This window comes from Paraburkholderia megapolitana, from assembly GCF_007556815.1.
Lineage (GTDB): Bacteria > Pseudomonadota > Gammaproteobacteria > Burkholderiales > Burkholderiaceae > Paraburkholderia > Paraburkholderia megapolitana.
In genome coordinates this window covers 2,744,931-2,771,231 of sequence record NZ_CP041743.1, presented here as the reverse complement: position 1 = coordinate 2,771,231, position 26,301 = coordinate 2,744,931, and the positions used below count along the sequence as shown (strand labels likewise).

Annotated in this window: 9 protein-coding genes; 4 read left to right on the top strand and 5 right to left on the bottom strand. The window is 62.4% G+C overall.

Features of this window, described 5'->3' with window-relative positions:
* Positions 1-49 precede the first annotated feature (49 nt).
* Positions 50-17,041, top strand: coding sequence for a non-ribosomal peptide synthetase (locus tag FNZ07_RS11705; RefSeq protein ID WP_091006482.1), 16,992 nt, complete (start codon positions 50-52; stop codon positions 17,039-17,041).
* On the top strand, positions 17,034-18,242 hold the full coding sequence (locus tag FNZ07_RS11700; protein WP_091006481.1) for a cupin-like domain-containing protein: 1,209 nt from the start codon (positions 17,034-17,036) through the stop codon (positions 18,240-18,242). The genes FNZ07_RS11705 and FNZ07_RS11700 overlap by 8 nt, the downstream gene beginning before the upstream one ends.
* 7 nt (positions 18,243-18,249) lie before the next feature.
* Here the strand turns inward: FNZ07_RS11700 and FNZ07_RS11695 are convergent, their stop codons facing one another.
* Together FNZ07_RS11695 and FNZ07_RS11690 are read right to left on the bottom strand one after the other, a co-directional pair.
* On the bottom strand, positions 18,250-18,549 hold the full coding sequence (locus FNZ07_RS11695) for a VF_A0006 family four-cysteine protein (protein ID WP_091008690.1): 300 nt from the start codon (positions 18,547-18,549) through the stop codon (positions 18,250-18,252).
* Positions 18,550-18,620: 71 nt separating this feature from the next.
* The gene (locus tag FNZ07_RS11690) at positions 18,621-20,090 is read right to left on the bottom strand and encodes an alpha/beta fold hydrolase (RefSeq protein ID WP_170275722.1); all 1,470 of its coding nucleotides are present in this window, start codon (positions 20,088-20,090) and stop codon (positions 18,621-18,623) included.
* Positions 20,091-20,195: 105 nt separating this feature from the next.
* Between FNZ07_RS11690 and FNZ07_RS11685 the strand changes: the two genes are divergently transcribed.
* The gene (locus FNZ07_RS11685; protein ID WP_091006478.1) at positions 20,196-21,152 is read left to right on the top strand and encodes a LysR family transcriptional regulator; all 957 of its coding nucleotides are present in this window, start codon (positions 20,196-20,198) and stop codon (positions 21,150-21,152) included.
* On the opposite strand, the gene FNZ07_RS11680 is transcribed toward FNZ07_RS11685, so the two are convergent.
* Positions 21,124-22,116: a hypothetical protein gene (locus FNZ07_RS11680; RefSeq protein WP_091006476.1), complete on the bottom strand. Its 993-nt coding sequence runs from the start codon at positions 22,114-22,116 to the stop codon at positions 21,124-21,126. The genes FNZ07_RS11685 and FNZ07_RS11680 overlap by 29 nt on opposite strands.
* 83 nt (positions 22,117-22,199) lie before the next feature.
* On the bottom strand, positions 22,200-22,418 hold the full coding sequence (locus FNZ07_RS11675; protein ID WP_091006474.1) for a hypothetical protein: 219 nt from the start codon (positions 22,416-22,418) through the stop codon (positions 22,200-22,202).
* Between the two features lie 489 nt (positions 22,419-22,907).
* Here FNZ07_RS11675 and FNZ07_RS11670 point away from each other — a divergent pair, with 489 nt between their 5' ends.
* The gene (locus FNZ07_RS11670; RefSeq protein ID WP_091006473.1) at positions 22,908-24,728 is read left to right on the top strand and encodes a S53 family peptidase; all 1,821 of its coding nucleotides are present in this window, start codon (positions 22,908-22,910) and stop codon (positions 24,726-24,728) included.
* 101 nt (positions 24,729-24,829) lie between these two features.
* On the opposite strand, the gene FNZ07_RS11665 is transcribed toward FNZ07_RS11670, so the two are convergent.
* The gene (locus FNZ07_RS11665; RefSeq protein ID WP_091008687.1) at positions 24,830-26,299 is read right to left on the bottom strand and encodes an efflux transporter outer membrane subunit; all 1,470 of its coding nucleotides are present in this window, start codon (positions 26,297-26,299) and stop codon (positions 24,830-24,832) included.
* Positions 26,300-26,301 lie beyond the last annotated feature (2 nt).

The following is a 26,301-nucleotide window of genomic DNA, read 5'->3' as shown; positions in this document are numbered from 1 at the left end:
TGGTCGACTGCTTCAGTCCCGGGCCTGGTGGCGTCACGGAGATACCGCTTTGAACCAGACAGTCCTGTTGGGCGAGATTCATCCGCTCACTGCCGCGCAACGAGAGATCTGGCTAGATCAGTCCGTGCATGGAGAAAACGCGCCGATCTACAAGATCGGGGGGTACACACAGATCAACGGCCCGGTCGATCCAGTCTGCTTCGAGCGTGCGGTGAATCTGCTCGTGAAGAAGCACGACGCGTTGCGCATCGTCCTCGTGCCCAGCAACGGCGAAGACGGCGTGCCGCACCAGGCGATCGCGAAGACGTTGAGCGTGCAGGTCCCGCTGCGCGATTTCTCTACCACCGACGACCCTGCCGCCGCAGCGCTCAGTTGGGCACAGCAGCAACTGGCTATTCCGTTTTCACTCGACGGTGAACCGCTTTTTCGCTTCGAACTGCTGAAGCTGAACGACACGCGCTTTTACTTCACGCTGAATTTCCATCACCTGATCGTCGACGGCTGGGCGATCGGGATGCTGGTCGATTCGCTCGGTTCGCTCTACAGCGCGCTGGCAGCGAACGAAGAGCCCGATATATCCGCGCCGTCCTATACCGAGTTCATCGATCAGGACCGTGCGTTCCGCGACTCGCCGCAGTTCGAACGGCAGCGCACATACTGGCTCGACAAATACCGTTCGGTGCCCGACCCGCTGTTCGCACCGCGCTATCGCGAGCGTTTTGGTACATCGGTTGCGCCGAGCGGACACTACGCATTGCGCCTGTCGCGCACGTTTTACGAGCGCATCGTCGGACTCGCGCAGGGATGTGGCTCGACACCGTTTCACGTCATGCTTGGGCTGCTATACGTGTATTTTTCGCGGACGACGCAGCGGGAAGATCTGGCCATCGGTCTGCCGATCCTGAACCGCTCGAATGCGCGGATGAAATCAACGGCAGGGCTGTTCGCAGGCGTGAGCCCCGTGCGGCTGCAGTTCGACTGCACACTGCGTTTCGACGAACTGCTCAAGTCGCTCGGACAGGTGCTCAAGCAGGACTACCGGCATCAGCGATTTCCCGTCAGCGAACTGAACCGCGCGCTCGGATTGTGGCAATCGCAACGGGCGCAGGTGTTCGACATGACGGTGTCGTACGAGCGCGATGACTACGACCTGCGCTTCGGCGACGGCGTTGCGCAGATCAACATGTGCTCGAACGGCCACGAACAGTTGCCGCTGGCGTTGCATATCCGCGAAAACCGGTTCGATGAAAACGTGTGGGTACATTTCATGTACAACCGCGCGTATTTCGAGCACGACGAAGTCACCGGCATTGGCCAGCGATTCGAGCATTTGCTGAAGCAGGTGCTCGACGACGTGACTGTCCCTCTGGCCCGACTTGTGCTGCCGACGCCGGCTGAAGTCGACCAGTTGTTGCAATGGAACGCAAACGGCGGAACGTACGGGCGCGACGAGCCGATACATCGCCTGTTCGAAGCGCGGGTGCAGGAGACGCCCGACGCGATCGCGGTGGAGTACGAAGGACAGCGCCTGACGTACGCCGGGCTGAACGCGCGAGCCAACCGGCTCGCACACCGGTTGATCGCGCTGGGTGTGCAACCCGACGACCGGGTGGCGATCTGCGTGGAACGCGGCCTCGACATGATCGTGGGGCTGCTCGGCATCCTGAAGGCGGGCGCGGGATACGTCCCGCTGGACCCGGCGTATCCGGTCGATCGGCTCGCCTACACGTTGCAGGACAGTGCGCCGCTCGCGGTGCTGGTGCAGGCGGAAACCCGGAGCGTGCTCGGTGAGCTGTCGATGCCGGTGATCGAACTGGGTGCGGGCGCATCGACGGATCAGCCGGCACATAACCCGGCCGTAGCGGGTTTAAGCGCCCGGCATCTCGCGTACGTGATCTATACGTCGGGTTCGACGGGGCAACCGAAGGGCGTGATGATCGAGCACCGCAACGTGACGCGGTTGTTCGCCGCGACCGACGCCTGGTTTGGCTTCGGCGCCAAAGACGTGTGGGCGCTGTTCCACTCGTTTGCATTCGACTTCTCGGTATGGGAGATCTGGGGTGCGCTGCTGCATGGTGGTCGACTGGTCGTCGTGCCCAAACTGACGAGCCGCTCGCCGCACGAATGCTACGCGTTGCTGTGCACGACAGGCGTGACGGTGTTGAACCAGACTCCGGGGGCATTCCGTCAGTTGATCGCAGCACAGGCGGAAAGCGAAGGCACGCATCGGTTCCGGCACGTTATCTTTGGCGGGGAGGCACTTGAAGTCGGCATGCTGAGGCCGTGGTACGCGGAGCCGCGCAATACGCACACGCAACTGGTCAATATGTACGGCATCACCGAGACGACGGTGCACGTCACATACTGGCCGTTGAACGGCGCGGCTGGCACGCCCTTGTGCATCGGACAGCCGATTCCCGATCTCTCGGCCTATGTCGTCGATGAATATCTGAACCCGATGCCTGCCGGCGTGCCGGGCGAGTTGTGCATCGGTGGTGCGGGTCTCGCACGCGGTTACCTGAATCGGCCCGAACTCACCGCGCAACGCTTCATCCGGAATCCGTTCGGCGAGCAGCGCGACGCGCGTCTCTATCGAACCGGCGATCTCGCGAGGTTCCTGCCTGACGGCAAGCTCGAGTATCTCGGACGAATCGACTCGCAGGTCAAGATTCGCGGTTTTCGAATCGAACTCGGCGAGATCGAAGCGGCACTGTCGGCGTTGCCCGGTGTGCGTCAGGCGCTCGTACTCGCTCGCGAAGACGAGCCGGGTGAGAAGCAACTCGTGGCCTACCTCGTCTTCGACAGCGATCATGCGGAACCCGATGGCACCGCGCTGCGTGCCGGACTTGCGCGGACGTTGCCGGACTTCATGCTGCCGGCTCACTTCGTACCGATGGAGCGTTTCCCGTTGACCGCCAACGGGAAGGTCGACCAGAAGGCGCTGCCTCGTCCGGCGCAAACGGTGAATCAGCAGCAGTACGTCGCGCCGCGCGCGGCTATCGAGGAGCGGCTGGCCGCCATCTGGGCGCAGGTGCTGCGACTCGACAGGGTGGGCGTGCACGACAATTTCTTTGCATCGGGCGGCGACTCGATCCGCGCGGTGTCGGTGTTGTCGAAGGCAAAAGAGCAGGGCCTCGAATTCGCACTGGTCGATCTGTTTTCGCATCCGACCATCGCGGACCTGGCGCAGGCGCTGTCGCTCGACGAAACTACCGCGGCCCCGCAAACATCGCTGCTGCAGCTGAGTCCCGCCGATGCGGCCAGGCTGCCCGCGGGCGTCGAAGAAGCCTATCCGCTGACCTCGCTGCAAACAGGGATGGTCTACCACAACCAGCACGCTGCCGAAGATGCCGCGCTGTATCACGATGTGTTCAGCTATCGCTTCGGCGTTCCGCAATGGAATGAAGCGAAGCTGCGTGCCGTGCTCGATGCGTTGGCCCGCAAGCATCCAGTGCTGCGTACGTCTTTCGACTTCCAGCGTTTCGACGAACCGCTGCAACTGGTACACGCCGATGGCGATGTGCCGTTGACCGTCATCGATCTGTCGATGCATGACGACACGGAACAGGAGCGTCAGCTGGCAGCGTTTATAGAGGCAGAGCGGAAAACCACGTTTGCGCTGGACACCGCACCGTTGCTGCGCGTGTTCATCCATCTGCGCGGTGCCAGCGACATTCAATACACGTTGAGTTTTCATCACGCTATCCTCGACGGATGGAGTGTCGCCTCGCTCAATACCGAGCTGTTCCAGGCGTACCTGACATTGCTGGCGAGCGAGCAGACAAGCCTGGTCCTGACGCCGCTCGCGCGCAGCCCGCGAGTCGCCGTCGAATCGGAGCGAAGTGCGCTGGCCTCGCAGGAACATCGGGACTTCTGGCGCGATTACCTGGACGGCCATTCGTTCAGCGCGTTGCCGCCCAGCGATGCTCCAGCCAGTCGGACTGCCGCGCGACCCGAGCTGCGCGTGGCCGTAGAAGAAAAAGTTCGCGCGAGGCTAAGGGAACTCGCGAACAGGTTAGGCGTACCGATGCGCAGCGTGCTGCTGAGCGCCCATTTGCGGGTACTGTCCATGCTGGCCGGGAAAACCGACGTCACCACGGGTCTTGTTTCCAATGTCCGCCAGGAGCAGGCCGACGGCGAGAAGGTGCTGGGTCTGTTTCTCAACACGCTGCCTTTGCGTCAGACACTGGAGCCCGCCAGCTGGGCCAGTTTGATCCAGCAGACGTTCAGGACGGAACTGGCGGTGATCCAGTACCGGAATTACCCCTATTTTCAGCTGCAACTCGATAACGATCGTGCGCCGCTCTACGAAGTCGCGTTCAACTACGTCAACTTCCACGTGTACGAAACGCTCGAAAAAGATGCCGGTTTCGCAGCGCACGGCGGTAGTGGCTTCGAGGCAACGAACTTTGCGCTTTCGGTGAATTTCGCCGATACGTCGAGCGAACTTCTGCTGGATATCAGGCTCGATACGACACGTCTGTCGGCGACGCAGGGAGCGCGGATTCTCGGCTACTACGCCGCGGTTCTCGAAGCGATTGCCGCCGATGAACATGCCGATCACAGCCTGGGCGATTTCCTGTCCGACGCGGAGCGCGAGCAGGTACTGGTTGCGTGGAACGATACCGACGTGCCGTATCCGCGGGACGCGTGCATTCACGAGTTGTTCGAGGCACAGGTGGCCAGTCAACCCGATGCGGTTGCGCTGGTCGTCGAACAGCAGCACGTTAGTTATCGGGAACTCAACGAGCGTGCGAATCGTCTCGCGCATCATCTTCGAACCGTGGGCATCGGGCCAGACACGCGGGTAGCGATCTGTGTCGAACGCAGCGTCGACATGATGGTGGCACTGCTTGCGGTGCTCAAGGCTGGAGGCGCATACGTGCCGCTCGATGCGGACTATCCCGAAGAGCGATTGAGCTTCATGCTGGAAGACGCGGCACCGTCGGCCGTGCTCACGCAGCAAGCCGTGCGTCAACGGCTGGGTGCGCTGCTGGACGCACAGGCGGGCGTGCCGGTACTTGAGCTCGACGGCACATCCCGTCCGTGGGAACAGCAGCAGACGCACAATCTGCCTGCCACGCAGACAGAGCTGAAGCGCGCGCATCTGGCTTACGTGATCTACACGTCGGGTTCCACCGGGCGCCCCAAGGGGGTCATGAACGAACACGGCGCTGTGGTCAATCGTCTGCAATGGATGCAGCAGACCTACGGCCTCGCCGTCGCCGATGTCGTGTTGCAGAAGACGCCGTTCAGCTTCGACGTCTCGGTGTGGGAGTTCTTCTGGCCGCTGCTTGCCGGCGCGCGGATCGTCATGGCAAGTCCGCAGGGACACAAAGACCCGGCGTATCTGAAGTCGTTGATTCAGGCACAACGCGTCACTACGCTGCATTTCGTACCGTCGATGCTGGAAGTGTTCCTGGCACAGGGCGACGCCGGGCAGTGCGAGAGTCTGAGGCGCGTGTTCTGTAGTGGCGAGGCGCTGTCCGGTGCGTTGATTCGCAGGTTCAAGACGCAACTCCGCGCGACGCCGTTGCTCAATCTTTACGGTCCGACGGAAGCCGCGGTCGACGTAACCGCCTGGACATGCGACGAACATGCACCGGTACCGTCGATCGGTAAACCAATCGCCAATACACGCGTCTACCTGCTGAACGGTGCGGGCCGACCGGTGCCGGTGGGCGTGGCGGGCGAGCTGCATATCGCAGGCGTTCAGGTCGCGCGCGGCTATCTGAACCGGCCCGAACTCACGGCGCAGAGATTCGTCGACGATCCATTCAGCGACGTGCCGGGCGCGCGGATGTACAAGACCGGCGACCTGGCTCGCTATCTGCCGGATGGGAACATCGAGTACCTGGGGCGCAACGACGATCAGGTCAAGATTCGCGGATTCCGCATCGAACTCGGCGAGATCGAGGCGAGACTGGCGCAGCACGCGGCAGTCGGCGAGGCCGTGGTGATGGCGCGTGAAGACGGTGCAGGGGACCGGCGGCTCGTCGCGTACTACACGCTGGGCGCAGCATCGAGCCAGACCCATGAGCCGATCGGCGTTGAGGAACTGCGCGCTCATCTGGCAGAGACCTTACCCGAATACATGGTGCCGGCGGCCTATGTTCACCTGGAGCATTTGCCGCTTACGCCGAACGGAAAACTGAGTCGCAAGGCTCTACCGGCACCGGATAGCGATGCGTATGTCCGGCGCGAGTACGAAGCGCCACGAACCGGCATCGAACAGACACTTGCTGCGATCTGGTCGCAGGTCCTGAAGGTGGAGCGTATCGGCCGTCACGACAATTTCTTCGAACTGGGCGGTCACTCGCTGCTGATGGTGAGCCTGATCGAACGTATGCGGGCAACGGGGCTGCGTGCCGATATTCGCACGCTGTTCTCCGCGCCGACGCTGGCCGAACTTGCCGTGTATGCGGATGCGCCTGCCGATGCGGACGCGCGAGCCACACATATCGAAGTGGAGATTCCGCCTAACCTGATTCCACAGGGAGCGCGGCACATCACCCCCGCGTTGCTGAATCTCATTGCACTGGGGCAACACGAGATCGATGTCATCGTGGCCACAGTGCCGGGCGGCGCGGCCAACGTGCAGGACATCTATCCGCTCGCGCCGTTGCAGGAAGGGATTCTGTATCACCATCGTTCGGCATCGCGAGGTGATCCGTACGTGTTGCACGGACTGTTCGGTTTCGCTAGCCGTGCGCATCTGGATGGCTTCGCACGCGCGTTGCAGCGCGTGATCGAGCGGCACGACATCCTGCGTACGGCGATTGTGTGGGAAGGGCTCGACGAACCGGTGCAGGTGGTGTGGCGTGAAGCATCGCTGGGTCTCGACGAGATTGCGCTGAACCCCGACGATGGGGACATCGCGCGGCAGTTGCAGGCGCGTTTCGACACGCGCGAAACCAGGCTGGACGTGCGCCAGGCACCGCTGATGCGGCTCGCCTATGCGCAAGACTCGCAGCACGGTCGCTGGCTCGCGATGCTGCGGTTCCACCACATGGCGCTCGATCATGCAGCGCTCGGTGTCGTGCAGCAGGAAGTGCAGGCGAATCTGCAGAATGAAGCTGCGTCGTTGCCCGAGCCGATGCCTTATCGCGCGTACATTGCGCAGACAACGCACGGCGCGCGGCGCAGTGCAGGACGCGAAGCTCAGGAAGCATTCTTCCGCGAGATGCTGCAGACGATCGACGAGCCGACGTTGCCGTTCGGTCGCGGCGAGGTGCAAGGCGATGGCGGCGATATCGCCGAGCGCAGCGAAGCGCTTTCGGCGGAACTGGCCGGTCGCTTGCGTACGCAGGCGCGGCAACTGGGCGTGAGCGCGGCGAGCCTGTGCCATCTTGCATGGGGGCGCGTGCTTTCGGTGGTGTCGGGACGCGAAGAGGTGGTGTTCGGCACCGTGCTGCTGGGCCGCTTCCAGGGAACGTCGGGCACAGACCGGGCATTGGGGCTCTTTATCAACACGTTGCCGTTGCGAGTCAGCGCAGGAGCGCAGGGCGTGCGAGCCGCGGTCAAGGAGACCGGCGCGCGACTGGCGGCGCTGCTCGAACACGAACATGCATCGCTTGCACTGGCGCAGCGTTGCAGCGGTGTGGCGGCGCCTGCGCCGCTCTTCAGCGCGCTGCTCAACTATCGCCATGGCGACGGACACGAGGCACTGGTTGCGGGACAGCAGACGTGGCAGGGCATCGAGATGCTCGAATCGCATGAGCGGACCAACTATCCGCTCGTGCTGTCGGTGGACGATTTTGGCGTGGGCTTCGGGTTGACCGTACAGGCGTTGTCCGGCATCGACGCACAGCGCGTATGTGGCCATATGCGTACTGCGCTGGAAAGTCTGGTCGACGCATTGGAAAGCGCGCCGCAGACGCCGGTCCGTGCGTTGACGGTGCTGCCGCTGGATGAACGTCGACAGGTGCTCGAAACATTCAACGCGACGTGGACTGGCTGGCCGCAGGATCGCACAGTGCATGGGTCGTTCGAGGCGCAGGCGGCGCAGAACCCGCAAGCAGTCGCGCTCACGTACGAAGAGCGGTCGTTGACGTATGGCGAATTGAACGTGTGGGCCAACCGCCTCGCGCATCGCCTGATCGCGCTCGGCGTGAAACCGGACGACCGGGTGGCGATCTGCGTGGAGCGCAGTCCGGAACTGATCGTCGGGTTGCTCGCGATCCTGAAGTCGGGCGCAGGCTACGTGCCGATGGACCCCGGCTATCCGGCCGAGCGGCTCGCCTACATGTTGAACGACAGCGCCCCCGCGGCAGTGCTGACGCATGCGCGAACGGCGAGCCTTCTTGATGCAGGCGATGTCCCGCGAATCGACATCGATACGCACGATGCGCCTACGGCGGATGAAACCGCGACGCACAACCCGAACCTCGCCACACTCGACACACGACACCTCGCGTATGTGATCTACACGTCGGGTTCAACGGGGCAACCGAAGGGCGTGATGGTCGAGCATCGCAACCTCGGCAATCTGGTGGCCTGGCACAACCGCGCATTCGGCGTGCAACCGGGCAGCCGGTCGAGCGCGACGGCCGGTATCGCTTTCGACGGCAGTGCGTGGGAGATCTGGCCGGTGCTGTGCGGCGGCGGAACCTTGCTGCTGCCGCCAGCATCGACGGCGGGCGATCCGCAGAGCCTGCTGCGCTGGTGGCACGCGCAGAAGCTCGATGTCAGCTTCCTGATTACGCCACTGGCGGAGCTGGCCTATGCGAGCGGCTATGCGAACCCCGATGCGCACACGGTGCTGATCGGCGGAGACCGGCTGAAGCGCTGGCCCGATGCGATGCCCGAAGGGCAGTCGCTCGTCAACAACTACGGTCCGACGGAAAACACCGTGGTTGCCACATCCGGTCTGCTGCAACGGGACGACGCCGTGCTGCACATCGGCCGGCCGATCGCGAACACGCGTCTCTACATTCTGGACGGCCAGGGGCAGCCGATGCCGATCGGTGTGGCGGGCGAGATCCATATCGGCGGTGCACAGGTTGCGCGCGGCTATCTGAATCGTCCGGAGCTGACCGCGGAGCGCTTCGTGCACGATCCGTTCGCCGCCGACCCGTCGGCGCGTATGTACCGCACCGGCGACCTGGGTCGCTGGCTTGCGGATGGCAATGTCGAATACCTGGGGCGCAACGACGACCAGGTGAAGATCCGCGGCTTCCGTATCGAGCTGGGCGAGATCGAAACACGGCTGTCGGAAGTGGCGGGCATACGCGAGGTAGCTGCTTTCGTACGTGAAGATGCCCCTGGCGACCAGAGGCTCGTTGCGTACTACACGAGCGCGGACGGTACCGATGCAACGGATGCACTGCGCACCCACGCGTCGCAGTCGCTGCCGCGCCATATGGTGCCGTCCGCATACGTGGCGCTGCAGCAGATGCCGCTTACGCCGAACGGCAAGCTGGATCGCAAGGCGTTGCCTGCACCCGATGCGCACGCTTACGCGTCGCGCGACCATGAAGCACCGCAAGGCGCAGCCGAGCAGACGCTGGCGCACATCTGGCAGACGCTGCTGGGCGTCGAGCGCGTGAGCCGCCACGACAACTTCTTCGAACTCGGTGGGCACTCGCTGCTCGCAGTACGTCTTGTCGAGCAGATGCGCAGGGCCGGTCTGAACGCCGACGTCCAGGCGCTATTCAGTGCGCCGACGCTGGCCGATCTTGCCGCTGCGCTCGGTGAAACCGACGAAGTGACGGTACCGCCAAACCTGATCCCGTCAGACACGAATCACATCGAACCGTCGATGCTGCCCCTCGTCGATCTGAGTCAGCCCGATATCGATGCGATTGTCGCGACCGTGTCGGGCGGCGCGGCCAACGTGCAGGACATCTATCCGCTGGCACCGCTGCAGGAAGGGTTGCTGTATCACCATCTCGCACAAACGACCGGCGATGCGTACCTGCTGCGTACACGGCTCGCGTTCGACAGCCGCGTGACGCTGGAGCGCTTCGTCGACGCGCTACGGGCCGTGATCGCGCGGCACGACATTCTGCGTACCAGCGTGGCCTGGGAAGGCTTGAGCGAACCGGTGCAGGTGGTCTGGCGTAAAGCAACACTGCCGGTAGACGAAGTGGAACTGGCGGGCGACGAAGATGATGTCGCCGGGCAACTGCTGCAGCGTTTCGACCCGCGGCATCACCGGCTCGACATTCGCCAGGCGCCACCGCTGGCCGTTCATTTCGCGCACGATGCGACAAACCACCGGTGGGTGCTGATGCTGTTGTTCCATCACATCGCGCTCGATCACACGGGTGTCGATATCCTGCTGCAGGAAGTCGACGCGCATCTGAACGACACCTGGTCGACGCTGCAGACGCCGCCGCCGTTTCGCGACTATGTGGCGCATGCGCGCCTCGGTGGACGCGAGCAGAAGAGCGAGGCGTTCTTCCGCGCAATGCTGTCGGATGTCGACGAGCCGACACTGCCTTATGGTCTCTCCGGTTTCGACAGCGATAGCGATGAAATTGCAACGGCCAGTGTCACCGTCGACGATGCGTTGTCTACTCGGTTACGCGCACAGGCTCGCAGGTTGAACGTCAGCGTCGCGAGTCTGTTCCATCTTGCGTGGGGGCATGTGCTCGGCAAGCTGGCCGGTCGCGAAGACGTGGTGTTCGGCACCGTCCTGCTCGGTCGCTGGCAAGGTGTAGCGAACACCGGGCGTGCGATGGGGCTGTTCATCAACACGCTGCCGATCCGGGTAGATATAGGCAGTGCTGGCGTGCAGGAAGCCGCGCTGCGCACACACCGCAGTGTCGCTGGCTTGCTGAGCCACGAACATGCATCGCTGGCACTCGCCCAGCGATGTAGCGGCGTGGCGGCGCCCGCGCCGCTCTTTGGCGCGTTGCTGAATTACCGGCACAGCGCTGAGCCGAACCCCGTGGAAACGGGGCAGACGAAAGGCTGGCACGGTATCGAAGTACTCGACGGCGAGGAACGAACCAACTATCCGTGTGCGGTCAGTGTCGACGACCTCGGTCATGGGTTTCGCCTGACCACGCAGATCGTCGCGCGCTTCGATGCGCAGCGTATATGCGGCTATCTGCATCGCAGTCTTGTCAGTCTCGTGGCCGCACTCGAACGGGCGCCACATACGCGCATGCGCGAGCTTGCGTGGTTGCCGGATGCGGAGCGGCAGCAGTTGCTGGACGACTGGAACGCCACCGGCACGGCATGTCCTTTCGATGAAGGTGTGCATACGCTGTTCGAAGCACAAGCGGCCCGCACGCCTCACGCAATTGCGGTTGTCGATGGCGACCGGTCGCTCAGTTATGCGGCGCTCGACACGCAGGCAAATCGTGCCGCGCGTCGCCTCGTGGAAGAGGGCACGGTGCCCGGCGACCGGGTGGCGATCCTGCTCGATCGCTCGATCGAACTGATCGTCGCGCAACTGGCCGTTCTGAAATGCGGCGCAGCCTACGTGCCGCTCGACCGCAACGCACCGGCCGACCGGCAGGCGTTCATGCTGACCGACTGCGGCGCGCGGCGCGTGCTGACCATCAGCGATTTCGCAGTGCCGGACGGTACGCAGGGTACACAGACACGGCGCATCGATCTGGACACGGTGCTGCTGCATGCGAACGCACGCAACGACAACGTAACGGCACCGCAACTGCAACATGCCGGCGGCGATACGCCGGCCTACATCATGTACACCTCGGGTTCGACCGGGCAGCCGAAAGGCGTGATCGTCGCGCATCGAGGCATCAATCGTCTCGCGCTCAACAACGGCTACGCGGATTTCAATGCGCAGGACCGCATCGCGTTTACATCGAACCCGGCGTTCGACGCCAGCACAATGGAAGTGTGGGGTGCACTGCTGCACGGCGGCTGCCTCGTCGTGGTGTCGCATGCCGATCTGCTCGCACCGGTACAACTGGCCGCGTTGCTGCAGAAAGAGCGCGTCAGCATCCTGCATCTGGTCGCGGGACTGCTGAGTTCCTATGCGGATACGCTCGCGCCGGTTTTCGTGAAGCTGCGCTACCTGCTCACCGGCGGCGATGCAGCCGACGTTCGTGCCGTACAGCGGATCATGCAGAACAGCGCACCGCGGCATCTGGTGCATTGCTACGGTCCAACCGAATCGACCACGTTCGCGACGACCTACGAATTGCGGGCAGATGCGAGCCCCGCCGACGTGCTGCCGATTGGCCGGCCGATTTCAAACACGCGTGTCTATCTGCTCGACGCGTATGGCGAACCGGTTCCGGTCGGCGTGCCTGGTGAACTCTACGTCGGCGGGGCCGGTGTCGCGCTCGGATATCTGAACCTCGATAGCCTGACGGCGCAGCGCTTTGTTGCAGACCCGTTCTCGTCGACGGAGAACGCGCGCATGTACCGGACCGGCGATCTCGCGCGTTATCTACCCGATGGCAACATCCAGTATCTGGGTCGCAACGATGCGCAGGTCAAGATTCGTGGCTTCCGTGTCGAACCCGGCGAGATCGAGACGAAGCTGGCTCGCTACGGTCTGCGCGACGCCGTCGTGATCGCACGCGAAGACACACCCGGAGACAAGCGGCTCGTCGCGTACTACCTCGGCGAAGCGCAGGACGTCGATTCGATTCGCGCGTATCTACGTGGGAGCCTGCCCGAATACATGGTGCCCGCCGCCTACGTGGCGCTTGCGCGGATGCCGCTCACGGCAAACGGCAAGCTCGATCGCAAGGCGTTACCGGCGCCCGACTTCGGCGCATACGGGCAACGCGAATACGAAGCGCCGCGGGGCGACGTCGAGCAGACGCTCGCGCAGATCTGGTCGCAACTGCTGGGTGTGGAGCGGATCGGTCGCGGGGATAACTTCTTCGAACTGGGCGGCCATTCGTTGCTCGCAGTGCGGGTTATTGGCCGCTTGCGTCAGCGGTTCGGCGATGCCGCAACGCTGCGTACGCTGTTCGAAACCCAGAGTCTTGCTGAGTGTGCGACCCGGTTAGGCAGCGGAGGAACTACGGCGAACGCCAGCCCGTTGCGCGTACCGGTCGAACGCGCAGAACGCGGCGATACGTTCCCGCTGTCGTATGTGCAGGAGCGGCTGTGGCTGATCCAGCAACGCGACGGCGGTCGGGCTTACAACATGAACGGCGCGCTGGTACTGGATGGCACGTTGTCGCTGCCGGCGCTGCAGCGAGCGTTCGATTCGCTGGTGGCGCGGCACGAGCCGTTGCGCACGCGTTTCAATTTCGCCGCCGATGCCGATGTGCCGTCGCAATTCATCGATGCGCCGCTTCCGGTTGAGCTCCCGCTGCATGAGGTCGCGCTCGATGGCGTAGCCGCGGCGCTGGACGCTCACGCAACCGTTGAATTCGATCTGCGACGCGGCCCGCTGCTGCAGGTGCGCGTGTTACGGCTGACACCGCAGCAGCACGTCGTGTCGATCGTGATGCATCACATCATCTCGGACGGCTGGTCACTGGGGGTCTTCGTTCGCGATCTGCACGCACTGTACATCGCGCATCTGCATGGGCTCGATGCCACCTCGGCGCTTGCGCCGCTGGCGCTGCAATATGGCGATCACGCACACTGGCAGCGACAGCAGGACTTGCAGGAACACGTCGCTTACTGGACGGCTGCACTGGACGGCTATCGCGAGCCCGTCGACCTCGCTGTGCCCGGTACGCCCTCGGGTGCGGAGCACGGACCGCTTGCCATCGTGCGCAGACAGCTACCGGACAGCCTCGCGGCCGCGCTCGGGCAACTCAGCCGGCAACACGGCACGAGCCTGTTCACGATCTTCCTCGTCGCACTGAATGTGCTGTGTCACCGGCAGAGCGGTCGCGACGATCTGTGCATCGGCACAACGACAGCCGGGCGGGACGATCCGTTGCTCGAGCCGTTGATCGGCTTCTTCGTCAATATCCTGCCGTTGCGCATGAATCTCGCGGGCAATCCGCGTGCCGTGGATCTGCTCGACCAGGCGCGTCGGGTTCTGCTCGACGCGCTCGATCATCAGGCGCTGCCGTTCGAACAGATGATTGCGGCACAACCTGCGCTGCGCCAGGCCGACGGACGTTCACCGGTGCCGATCATGCTCCGGCATCAGACCGTTCCACCGATCGACATGACCGCCTGGGGGGAGGGGCTGACGGTCGACCTCTGGCCCGAGAGCATCGCGTGTCCCGCCCAGTCGGATCTCGATCTGGAAGTTTTCGGCGACGCACACGGACTGGAGATCGTGGCGAATTTCGACAGCGCGCGTTTCGGCGTGCAGCAGATCGACCTGATGCTCGACGTCATGCAGGAGATACTCTTGCGTCTCGCCGACGAACCGGACGCACGGTTGACGACGCTCCTCGAACCGACAGCGATCGAGCAGGCCCTGATCGCACGCGCCAACGATACTGCCCGCGTTTTCGAGGAAACCACGCTCGTGGAACGCTTCGCACGACAGCGGGCGCGGCAGCCCGATGCGCTCGCCTGCCGCTTCGAAGACGAAACTGCAACGTATGCGGAACTGGACCAGCGCAGCGATCTCATCGCGCATGCGCTGCGCCGTCGCGGCATCGAACCAGGCATGCGGATCGCGCTGTATCACCCGCGTTCGATCGATTTTCTGGGCGCGATACTGGCCGCATTCAAGCTCGGATGTCCGTATGTGCCGATCGATCCGTCCTACCCGGCGGCCTATGTGCGCCGCACGCTCGAAGACGCGCAACCGGCTGTGGTGGTCAGCACGTCAGATCTTGCAGCATTGGTGGCGGCAGGGGACGCGGGACCGGCGGTGCTGCGGTTCGATCTCGACCTCGAAGCAGAAGCAGAAGCAGAAGCAGAAGCAGAAGCACCGGCTCCGTTCGACGCAGTGCAATCGCGCCCCGAGGATCTCGCCTATATCGCCTACACGTCGGGCTCGACTGGCCAGCCGAAGGGCGTGCTGGTCGAGCACAGGCAGGTTTTGAACTGCCTGCACGCGCTGTGGGAGCGCACGCCGTTCGCCGCGGACGAAGTAGTCGGCCAGAAGACCTCGATGTCGTTCGTGCCTTCGATCAAGGAGATGCTGTCGGGTCTGCTGGCAGGCGTGCCGCAGGTAATCTTCGCCGATCTCGTCGTGAAGGACGCCCCCGTTTTTGCCGCGGCATTGCGCGAGCATAAGATCACACGTCTGAACCTCGTGCCTTCGCATCTCGCCGTGCTGCTCGATCACGCTGACGATCTCGGGTCGCTGCGTCACGTGACGACGGCCGGTGAACCGCTGCATCGACGCATCCGTCAGCGTTTCGCCGAACTGCTCCCGCACGCGAAGCTGCACAACAACTACGGTTGCAGCGAGTTGAACGACATCAGTTACTGCGAAGGCGCAGGACTGGACGGTCGCGAGGCGGTCGTGTCCGCCGGGCGTCCGATCGCCAACTGCCGTGTGCATGTGCTCGACGATGCGTTGCAACCGGTGCCGGTCGGTACAGCGGGTGCTCTGTTCATCGAAGGAGCGAGCGTCGGGCCCGGTTACTGGAACCGGCCGGACCTCACGGCGGAGCGCTTCGTGCAGCATCCATCGGGGGGGCGTCTGCTGCGCACTGGAGACATCGGGCAATGGCTGCCCGACGGTCAGTTGCTGCACCTCGGCCGCGAAGATTTCCAGATCAAGGTGCGCGGCCAGCGCGTCGAACTGGCGGCCGTCGAACTCGCATTGACCGCGCATCCCGGCATTGCCAGGGCAGCGGCACTGGGTCGGGACCTGGGCACCGGAACGGTTCAACTGATCGCCTTTTACGTTCCAGCTCCCAACGCGCGACCCGATCGCAACGAGATCCATGCGTGGCTGTCGGAGCGCCTGCCCGGTCACATGGTGCCAGGCCGCTTCGTCGCACTGGATGCGTTACCGGCGTTGCCCAACGGCAAACTCGACCGGCTCGCGCTGGCAGCACTCGAACCGGGCGCCGACATTGTCGATGCGGCAACCTGGGAGGCACCGCAAGGCGCGCTCGAAACGACGATTGCGCAGATATGGAGTCATGCGCTCGGCGTGGATCGAGTGGGGCGTCACGACAATTTCTTTGCGCTCGGCGGGCATTCGCTGATGGCGTCGCAGGTTGCCGTGCGGATCGGCGAGAAACTGGGCGTCAAGCTGACGGTGCGCAGCATCTTCGATACGCGCAGTGTGCATAAGCTCGCGCTGCTGGTCGAATCGGAGTTGCGTCCCGAGACGTCACGAGACGTACGCACGCATAAACCTGCAGCGGAATTCGAAGCGTTCAATACCTCGGGCACACAGCGGCCACTGTTCCTCACGCATACCTTGCAAGGCTATTCGTGGTATTTCGAACATCTGGCCGGGCATATCGACGCCTCCATTCCCGTCTACGGTCTGCCGCCCTTGCCACTGGAAATGCCACAACCGCGAACCCTGGAAGCGATAGGGGCCCGCTTCGTCAAGATCATCAAGTCGGTTCAACCGGTTGGACCGTACCGGATCGCCGGCTGGTCGTTTGGCGGACTGATCGCGTATGAAATTGCCACCCAGTTGATCGCGCAGCACGACGAGATCGAGTTCCTCGGCGTGTTCGACACGACGTTGCCTTACCGGACGGAAAACGTCGACGCACACTACGCGAGCCTGATCACGCTGTACTCGTTTGTCGTCAACAACTTCGAGAACTTCGATCCGCAAATACTCGATATCGAAGGCGCGCAAGACCTGGACGCGCTGATCGAGCGCATCGTGCAACAGATCGAACGCAGAAAACGCGAGGGCAATCCGCTGTGGCATCTTGCCTATGAATCGGCCGATGAGAACCGGCTCTTTCTCGAACGGCTGGTCGCACACGGAAATGCGATGAACGAGTGGCGGCCGAAGCCGATCGCGGTGAAAGCGCATGTCTATTCGGCACAGGACGCGAGCATCACGCCGCTGGAAGGGTACACGGAACTACCGTTCGATCTCGGCTGGCAGGCGGTGCTCGAGCCTTCGAACATCGCAGTCATCCCGATTCCGGGTAACCATGAAACCATCGTCAAGATGCATGCAGACGTGCTGGGCAAAAGCATCAGCGATACGTTGAGCACATCGAACCTGGAGGTCGCGGAGCATGGCTGACACGATCACCACGAACACGAGAGACACCATGATTGCACGTGTGACGCGCAGCGAATTTTCGGCTGATTTCTTCAAACAGGGGCGGCCAGCCATCATTACGGATGCGCTGCATGACTGGCAGATTGCGGAGCGCTGGGCACCCGAATACATTGCCCGGATAGCGAAAACGCGGCCCATTACGATGAGCACCTCGCGCGACGGCCAGTATCTGTTCGACCAGTCTTACGACAGCGCCAGATCGCATGCGTTCGAGAGGACGGAGGTCGAATTCGGCGACGCCGCGCAACGCATGCTCGACGAAAACGCGGGCGATCACATCTACGTGATGCAGCAGTCGATACCCGATGTGCTACCCGAACTACTCGACAACGTTATCGTTCCCGAATGGATTGCATCGTCCCGGCCGGCGATTCACTTGTGGTTCGGTCGCAGGACGACCACCCAGTTGCACTTCGATTACTCGAACAATTTTTTTGCGCAACTCTACGGCAGCAAGCAGTTCATCATCTTCGATCCGCGCGAGAGCGAGCGTCTTTATCCCTATCACCATGAAACGGCGACCGCGCATCTGTCGCATGTCGATGCGCTGCAACCCGATCTTGCGCGCTACCCGGATTTCGCTGATGCGTCACCGATGCGCTTCACGATCGATGCTGGCGAACTGCTGTTTCTACCGGCGTTCTGGTGGCATCACGTGCAGGCCGCGGATGTCGCGGTGTCGGTGAACTTCTGGTGGTTCCCCGAGCTGCGGCAGATCCTCGATGCAGGCAATGCGGTACGCGCGCTGCCGAATTTCTACGAGATGGATCGGCTCGCCGGGTTCAAGCAGATGTTTTTGCAGCCAGCCGGGCTGGATTTTCTGACCGGAGCGCAGTTGTTTCTCAGTCACGGTAGAGTCTGGACAGCTTGCTTGCTGGCGCTGGCCGCGTTCGACGAAGCGGCGCGCAATCGCGACGAGCTTCGCACGATCGACAGACCGCACGGATGCCGGTTGAGCGCACTGGCCGCCGATCTGCAGCCGGTCTGCGCGGCACTGGCCGCCGGCGCAAACACGTCGCGTGCAGACCTGACGACAATCGACAGCGTGCCGACGCTTGCTGCGCAAGTGGCGGAGTTTTTTAGTGACGCAAAGATCGATCGCGTGAAGGTCGAAGCGTTGCTCGCGACGATGAAGCCGTCGGCGCAGGCTGTCGCGTTGTGAGCAGTCGTTACATCGGGTTCAGACTCCGGCAGGTCTGCCGGATCTGCTGCACCGAAAAGTTGTCTCTCACACCTGGCATGTTCTGCAAGATGCACTGATGAAAACCGACTTCACGAGGTAGCGCCATGTTGCCGTTTTGATAGAGCGCCTGGCATGAGCTTTTGATCATGCTTGCCGCCGCGCTGCCCTGACTGTTTCGCAGGGATAGCAGCATGCACTGATCGTATTGAGCGTTGCTGCCGAACGCCATGGCGGGCAGCGGTAAAACCAGGGCGGCGGAGAGGAGCCAGCGGGACGCGTTTCGCATAAACATGATTTACGAGTAACGGTAAATCATCGTATCACCTTAAAGCTCGTCATGCGCCGTTGGCTCGCCAGTTACAGCGGCGGTTTGACGCCATTCTTCTCGACCAGCAGGCTGATCGCACTCGTTTGTCCGTGATCGCTGGGAGCCGCGACTGCGAAAATGGCGGCGCCTGGTTTGAGGTCGTCGACAGTTGCAGGCGCGAACGTGACGACAGGCGCCTCTTTCGGCACCGAGACAGTGAGCGTATTGCCGCCATAACTGAGGTTGAGATCACGCCCGTCGGGTTTCTCGGTGACCGACGTGACCGTAGCACCCGTCATCGTGCTCCCCGGCGCCAGGTCCCAGTCGTAATGTCCTTCTCCGGTGCCGCGCCGCTCCTCCCGATACACCATCACCTCGAGCGCTTCGACGCCGTTCGTCGTTGCCGTTGCCGTTGCGGCCGTACCGATGTAGCTGCCGGGTTTGATGAGCGCCCGATCGAAGGGCTTGACCGCGGCGAATCGCGCCCAGCCAGGTAGCGTTAGCTGCACACGTGCGCCTTCACGGGTCAACACGGTGAGCTCACGGCCCTGAACCGATTCGATCCGACCTCGCACATGCGTCGACGCAAAGAACTGGTTGATCTGCGCAGCAATATCGACATGGTCCTCTTCGAGTGCGAAGTGGCCCGTATCGTAGTAGCGGACCGAGGCATCGGGAACGAGCTGTTTCACGGCTTCGGCGCCCGCCGGCAGGAAGATCGGATCGTTCTTGCCCCACACCACGAGCGTGCGCGGCTGGTACGTGCGCAAATATGCCTGCCACGCGGGAAATGCTGCGACGTTCTGCGGAACGTCGAGCTGCAGGTCGGTCATGATGCGGCGGCTATCGGGGTTCGCTAGCGCGACTGCGTCGTTGGTCCACGCATCGGGGTTCAGTGCCGCCGGGTTGCGTGCGCCGTGCTGATAGAGCAGCAGCGCAGTCGCAAGCGACACATGGCTTTCGGCCAATGCACGCTTGGCCGGTGTGATCTCGCCCGAAATCGCTTCGTCGCGCTTGCGTCGTGCGGGATCGACGCCGGCTTCGGCGACGATCGCGTTCTGGAAAATCAGTCCGGAGATCCACTCCGGATGATGCACGGCCATACGCATGCCGACCGGACCGCCAAAGTCGGTCATGTACACGATCAGATGCGGATCGCCGAGACTCGCGACAAACTTTTCGATCACGGCCGTGACGTTATCGAACGTCGGCGTGAAGCGGTCGGCGGGCGGTGCATCGCTATAACCCATGCCTGGATAGTCGGGCGCCACGACATGGAAGTTTTGCGCAATCAGCGGAATCAGATCCCTGAACTCGTGCGACGACGAGGGGAAGCCGTGCAGCAGCAACAGGGTCGGCTTCGACTTGTCCCCGGCCTCGCGGTAGAAGATCTTGATGCCGTCGACGTTCGCGTACTGGTATGAGACGTCGTTAGCCGCCTGGACATCGCCTGCGGAGAAACTGAGGACCGATGCCGCAAGCACGCCCGCGGCAAATCGTATGACTTTAGAGATCGACACGAGAAATTTCCTTTGGTTGATGCGCAAACAATGCCTCGGAGCGTGGGATTTGTATAATTGATCTTCCACGCTGCATGTATTGATGCCATTCATGAGGCAGACGCGATGCGCTTCAACAAGCTCGATTTGAATCAGCTGGTGGTGCTGGACGCGCTACTCGACGAATGCAGCGTGACGAAAGCAGCGAAACGGCTATTTCTGAGCCAGTCCGCCACCAGTTGCGCCATGGCGCGTCTGCGCGAGTATTTCGAGGACGAGTTGCTGGTGCAGATCGGCAAGGCGATGGTGTTGACGCCTCGAGCCGAGAGCCTGAGACATCCGGTCCGCGAGGTGCTGCTGCAGATTCAGTCCATCACCAACGACAATCCCGCCTTCGACCCCGTCAGTTCAGACCGGAAGATCGTGGTGGAAACATCCGACTACGTGACGAGCGTATTTCTGGGCGAAGTCCTGCGGCGAGCCTCCATCGAAGCGCCGCGCATGACGTTCCGTGTGCGTACCGCGGCAACGCTCGGTGTCGTGCATCTGGAAAACGGCGAGATCGATTTGCTCATTACGCCGGACTTCCGCGCCGGGTCGACCCAGCCCGTTGAACTGTTATTCGAGGATTCGTGGTCGTGTGTTGTGTGTGCGGACAACGACCGGATTGGCGAGACGCTGACGTTGGCTCAATACCTCGAGGCGGGTCACGTGATCATGGAGTGGGCAGGGGGCGCTATCGTCACCTCCGACAGCCGTGCAGCCGCAGCGTTGGGATACAACCGTCAAGCGGAGGTGACCGTGGAGACGTTCAACGTTGTCCCGCACTTTCTGATCGGCACGCGCCGGATCGCTACCTTGCAGACCCGTCTTGCATCGTTGCTACAGCGCTATTCGCCATCGCTGCGTGTGCTGCCTTGCCCGTATCCGATTCCGAAACTTGTCGAGGTGGTTCAGTACAACAAGTTCCAGGAGCGTGATCCAGCGTTGATGTGGTTCAGACAGTTGATGCGCGAAGTGGCGCAGGCAAGTTCGGTTCAGATACCCGTCGCGCTCAGCGGTGCAGGCTCAGGTACTGCTTGAGCACATAGTCTTCTCCGGGCCCGTAGCTGTCGGTCAATGCGTGGCCAGGATACTTTTCCCATGACGAGAAAACCGCCCACTGCGGAACGACGTGCAAGGTGTTCTCGATGTGCGTGAAGTTACGGACCGCTGCGTCGAGCCACGCCTGGTTGGTCATCGACGCCGGTGGCGGCCCCGCGTTGTAGATAATGCCGAGCGGAAGATCGACGTCCCGGGCAAAGTCCGCCACCTGCTGCAGGGAGGATGGCCACCGTTGCACACCCCAGTTGATATCGACGTCGGTGAATGCGAGCGGCTTGCCGACCTTCGCGTGGAATGCCGTCATCCAGTGGCGATAATCTTCTTTCCACGTCGGCTGGTCTGTGATGGACGGAAACGGCTCGGCCTCGCCGACGATCGCATCCGGAAATACCTTCAGATACTCGTTCAGGTCCTTCGCCACGCGTTCAGCCACGTTGTCGATCGACGAGTCACAGGCATTCTTCCCGCTGTAGTAATGCCCAAACCACAGCGGCTCATCCATCGCGATATAGCCAACCTCTGCGCCAGCCCGTTTCAGCTTTGCTGCCAGCGTTGCCACCTGGTCGGTCGGAAAATAGCCTTCCACTCCGCCGCCGCAACCTGATGCGTCATAAGCCTGCGCCAGCATCTCGATGCCCAGCGCAACATGCTTCGCCTTCAGGCGCGCGACTACTTTCGCCAGATCCGCATCCGGTATCTTGACCAGCGCCTGCGTGAGGATACCGACGGTAGTGACGTGATCCATGTAGGAGGGCCATGTCCCGTCCGGTTGATAGAAGAGCGTGTCCCAGCTTTGATGACCGGCGGGCGATGAGATCGCGCCCATACTGAACCAGACTTTCGGCATCTGTCCGTCCGGTTCTGCCCTGGCGGCGGTGGCACAACACAGCACGAGCGCGATCGCACCAGACCTGCACAGCCTGCGGATAAGATGGCTTTTCATCGCGTCCCGGCTCCTTCGATGCAAAAAAACAGGCCAGCCGTTTTTGAGGCGGCTGGCCCGTGTACGTCTCTAGCAAAAAACTATCAGGCTTGCGGCGCGGTGTCGTCAGTTGCGTTCGTCGCGTCCGTTGCCGGCGCTTCCTCTTTCTTGTCGAGGAGCGATTCCAGCTTGCCCGCTCCTTCGAAACCCGCAACCGCTGCAATGCCTTTGGTCAGTAGACCCGCATCCGGGTCGACTTTCTCTGCTGCCTCGACTGCTGCAACAGCACCGGCGATTTCGCCAACCGTGTCCAGGATTCCCATGGCACTCCCTCCCTGTGTTGAATGAAAAAGCATCATCTCACAACGCAGGGCATCGTGGCGGATGCCTCGTTTTTGTCAGCAAAATGGAAGCTAACGCGCTGCGCAAAACCGTCGTCAGCGAAGTGGGCAATGGATGACGAGCGCACGGTGCATTTTGCATATCTTATTTTTTACAAAGCACATTCAATTTCCTGCATATTAAACTTCAATAAATTACAAATTCCATCAAAAAAAGTTTGACGCTCGTTTTTTATCTCCGATACTTCAGTTCATCAGAAATCGGACGAATCACCAGTAGAACGAATCAAAACTCAAACGGCATCTTTTCGTTTGTGTTTCCGTAACGCCTTCTTTCCTGACCGGGCCGGGCTGGCTTGAGACGGCCCGGTGTCTCATCGGGTTTCGTGGGGAACCGCCGTGCGTCATGCCGATGCATGGGGGCAAGTTGTTGTCTGTCACTTTGAATTGCTAACCGAGGGGTAATGTCAAATGAATCAGATTTCAGTCAAAACGAAACAACGCAACGCCCGATTAACGATGGCCATCGCCGTCGCCATGGCCGCGGCATTCGGCGCCGCCACCGCGCACGCTGCCGATGGCGGGTGGACCGAAACGAAAACCAAAGGCTTCCTGCCGCTCGTGCAGCAACAGGCGGCCACCGCAGCCTCGACGGACGTCGCTTCGGCGGCGGCTAGCGCCGTGGATCTGGCGCCCGGCGAAACGATCGACGTGTTGCTCGGCTTGAATCTGCGCAACGAAACGCAGCTCGACACGTTCCTGCGCGATCTGCACACACCGGGTTCGCCGCAATACCATCGCTTCGTCACGACGGAACAATTCGCCTCGCAGTACGCGCCGACCCAGCAGCAGGTCGACGCCGTCGTCGCACATTTGCGCAAGGCCGGCTTCGTCAACATCGTCGTGGCGCCGAATCGTCTGCTGGTCTCGGCATCCGGTACCGCAGCCACGGTCAAAGCGGCGTTCCGCACGGGGCTTAAAGGCTTCAGCAAGAACGGCCGCCATGTCTACGCCAACACGGATGCCGCGCAGGTGCCGAACGCGCTGGGCAGTATCGTCGGTTCGGTGCTGGGGCTGCAGAACGTCGAACTGATGCACACGGGTGCGAGCCAGCCGGAAGGGGACACGAGCAATCTGACGATTCCGTCGGGCGCTGCCGCAGTGCCGCACAATCCGACCGAGTTCTCGTCGATCTACGACGCGGGCACCACGCCGACAGCATCGCAAACCACGGTCGGGATTATTTCCGAAGGCAATCTGACGCAAACCGTCTCCGACCTCAACACGTTTGCCGCGAACAACGGACTCGGCACGATCAGCAGCTCGGTGGTGAAGACCGGTTCTTCCGGTAGCTCGTACACCGACACAAGCGGTACGGTCGAGTGGAATATGGACAGCCAGGCGATTGTCGGTGCGGCGGGCGGCAGCGTGCAGAAGGTCGTGTTCTACGACGCCCCGGCGATGACGCTGTCGGCCATCACGGCGGCCTACAACCGGGTCGTGACGGACAACGTGGCGAAGGTGATCAACGTGTCGCTCGGCGTATGCGAATCGTCCGCGCACAGCCAGGGTTCACAGGCCACCGACGATACGATCTTCAAGCAGGCCGTCGCGCAAGGTCAGACCTTCTCGGTGTCGGCCGGAGATCACGGCGCGTATGAGTGCGCAGGCGGCAGTCCGTCGCGCTCGACCTACACGGTCAGCGAACCGGCCACCTCGCCGTATGTGATTGCCGTCGGCGGCACGACAGTCTTCACGCAGGCGTCGAACACGGGGACCTACAACAGCGAGATCGTGTGGAACGATCCGAGCTGGCAGCCGGGCACCGTATGGTCGACGGGTGGCGGTTTCAGTGCGTACGAGAGTGCACCGTCGTGGCAGTCGTCGAGCCTCACGGGATCGACCAAGCGTGGGTTGCCGGACGTCGGCTTTGACGCCGATTTGCGCACGGGCGCGATCCTCGTGGTATCCGGCCAGACGAGCGATACGCTCTGGGGTTCGGGCTATCTGAACAACGAAGGCGGCACGAGCCTTGCCGCGCCGATTTTCACGGGCATCTGGGCGCGACTCGAATCGGCGAACGGCAACAACCTCGGCTTCCCGGCCAGCAGCATCTATCAATATTTCCCCTCGAATGCGTCGGTGGTAAACGACGTAACGTCGGGCAATAACGGTAGCGGCGGATATGGCTACAACGCGAAAGCAGGGTGGGATGCGACGACGGGGTTCGGCAGTATCGATATTTCGAACCTGAATGCGTTCATCCAGAAAACGCCGGACTTCGCGCAGTGATGATTCGTATGCGGATCTGAGTGGTATGTAGGCGGGCGGGCTGCGCCGGTGTGTATGGCGCAGGCCCGCCCGGTTCTATGACGAACCGCCCGCTGCACTCACTACTTCGCAGCCTGCTCGGAAGCCTGTTTCGGCGTCCCCGCGCACTGCGCATGCCGCGGATCGCACAACTGACCGGCAGACCAGCCGCCACCCAGATCGCCGAACAACGAAGCCGCATCGAGCAGACGCTGTTCCTGCACATTCAGCGCAGTCTGCTGATCGCTCAACTGCGTGGCGAGCGCAGTCGCCACGGTGGTGTAGTCGACCGTACCGGCCTGGTACTCGTTGAATGCGATCTTCGAACCCTCGGTTGCATCGCGCACGGCGCTGTCCAGCGCGTCGGCCTGCTGCGCGAGAATGCGCAGACCGGACAGGTCGTTCTCGACGTTGGCGAATGCGTTCAGCACAGTGCCGCGATAGCTGGCCACCGCTGCGTCATAAGCAGCCTTCGCAGCGTCGACTTCCGCGTGGCGTTCGCCGCCATCGAATAGCGTCCCGGTCGCGTTTGCGCCGAGCGACCACACACGATTGGCCGCATGCAGCAAACCGGACAGCGGCGCCTGCGAAAACCCGTCCAGTGCGGACAACGAAATGGTCGGATAGTAGGCCGCCACAGCCACGCCGATTGCGGCGTTCTGGGCCGCCATCGCACGTTCGGCAGCGGCGATATCGGGCCTGCGTTCGAGCAGTGTCGACGGCACGCCGACTGGAATTGTCGGCAGCGTCGGCAACGCCGTGCTATGCGGAATGTCCAGATCTTCCGGGTTCTTGCCGACCAGTACCGCAATCGCGTGCGCGTACTGCGCGCGCGCGACGCCGAGTGAAATCAGGCTCGCCTGCGCGCTTTCGAGTTGTTCGCGCGCCGTGATGAGGTTCGACGGCGGCACGGTGCCGGCGTGATCCTGATCGGCGACGACGCGCAGATATTGCTGGTACGCCTCGACGGTCTTCTGCAGCAGATCGATGTTCGCATCGCTGATGCGCAACTGGATGATGTCGCTCGCGAGCGAAATCTGTTCCGAGAGCGTCGCGTTGGCGAGCGTCGCTTCGTCGACCTGGGCGGTCGCCGCGTTCTGCTCGATCGTACGTCGCACCTGGCCCCACAGATCGAGTGTCCAGCTCGCTGTGCCTTCGAGCGTGCCGGAATTGATGGGTGGCAGATTCGTGCTGGCGGAGCCGGTCGCACTACGCGCACGCGTGGCCGACCCCGTGACTCCGATGGTCGGGAACAACTGGCTGCGCGCCTCCCGCACTTCGGCAAGCGCCTGCTGATAGTTCGCGTAGTCCTGGCGCACGGTCTGGTTCGACACGGACACGAGCGGTTCGAGCTGATCGATCAGCGGATCGTTAAACGCAGTCCACCAGTCGCCCTTCGGTGCGGACGCAGCGGGTTCGGCCTGGGTCCAGCCGGGCAGTTCCTTGTAGGTCGCGGCGACGGGCACGGGGGGCCGGCGATAATCCGGGCCGACCATGCAACCGCCAAGCAGCAAGGCGAGCGCGGCGACCAGCGGCAGACGGGGTGTCTTCATCT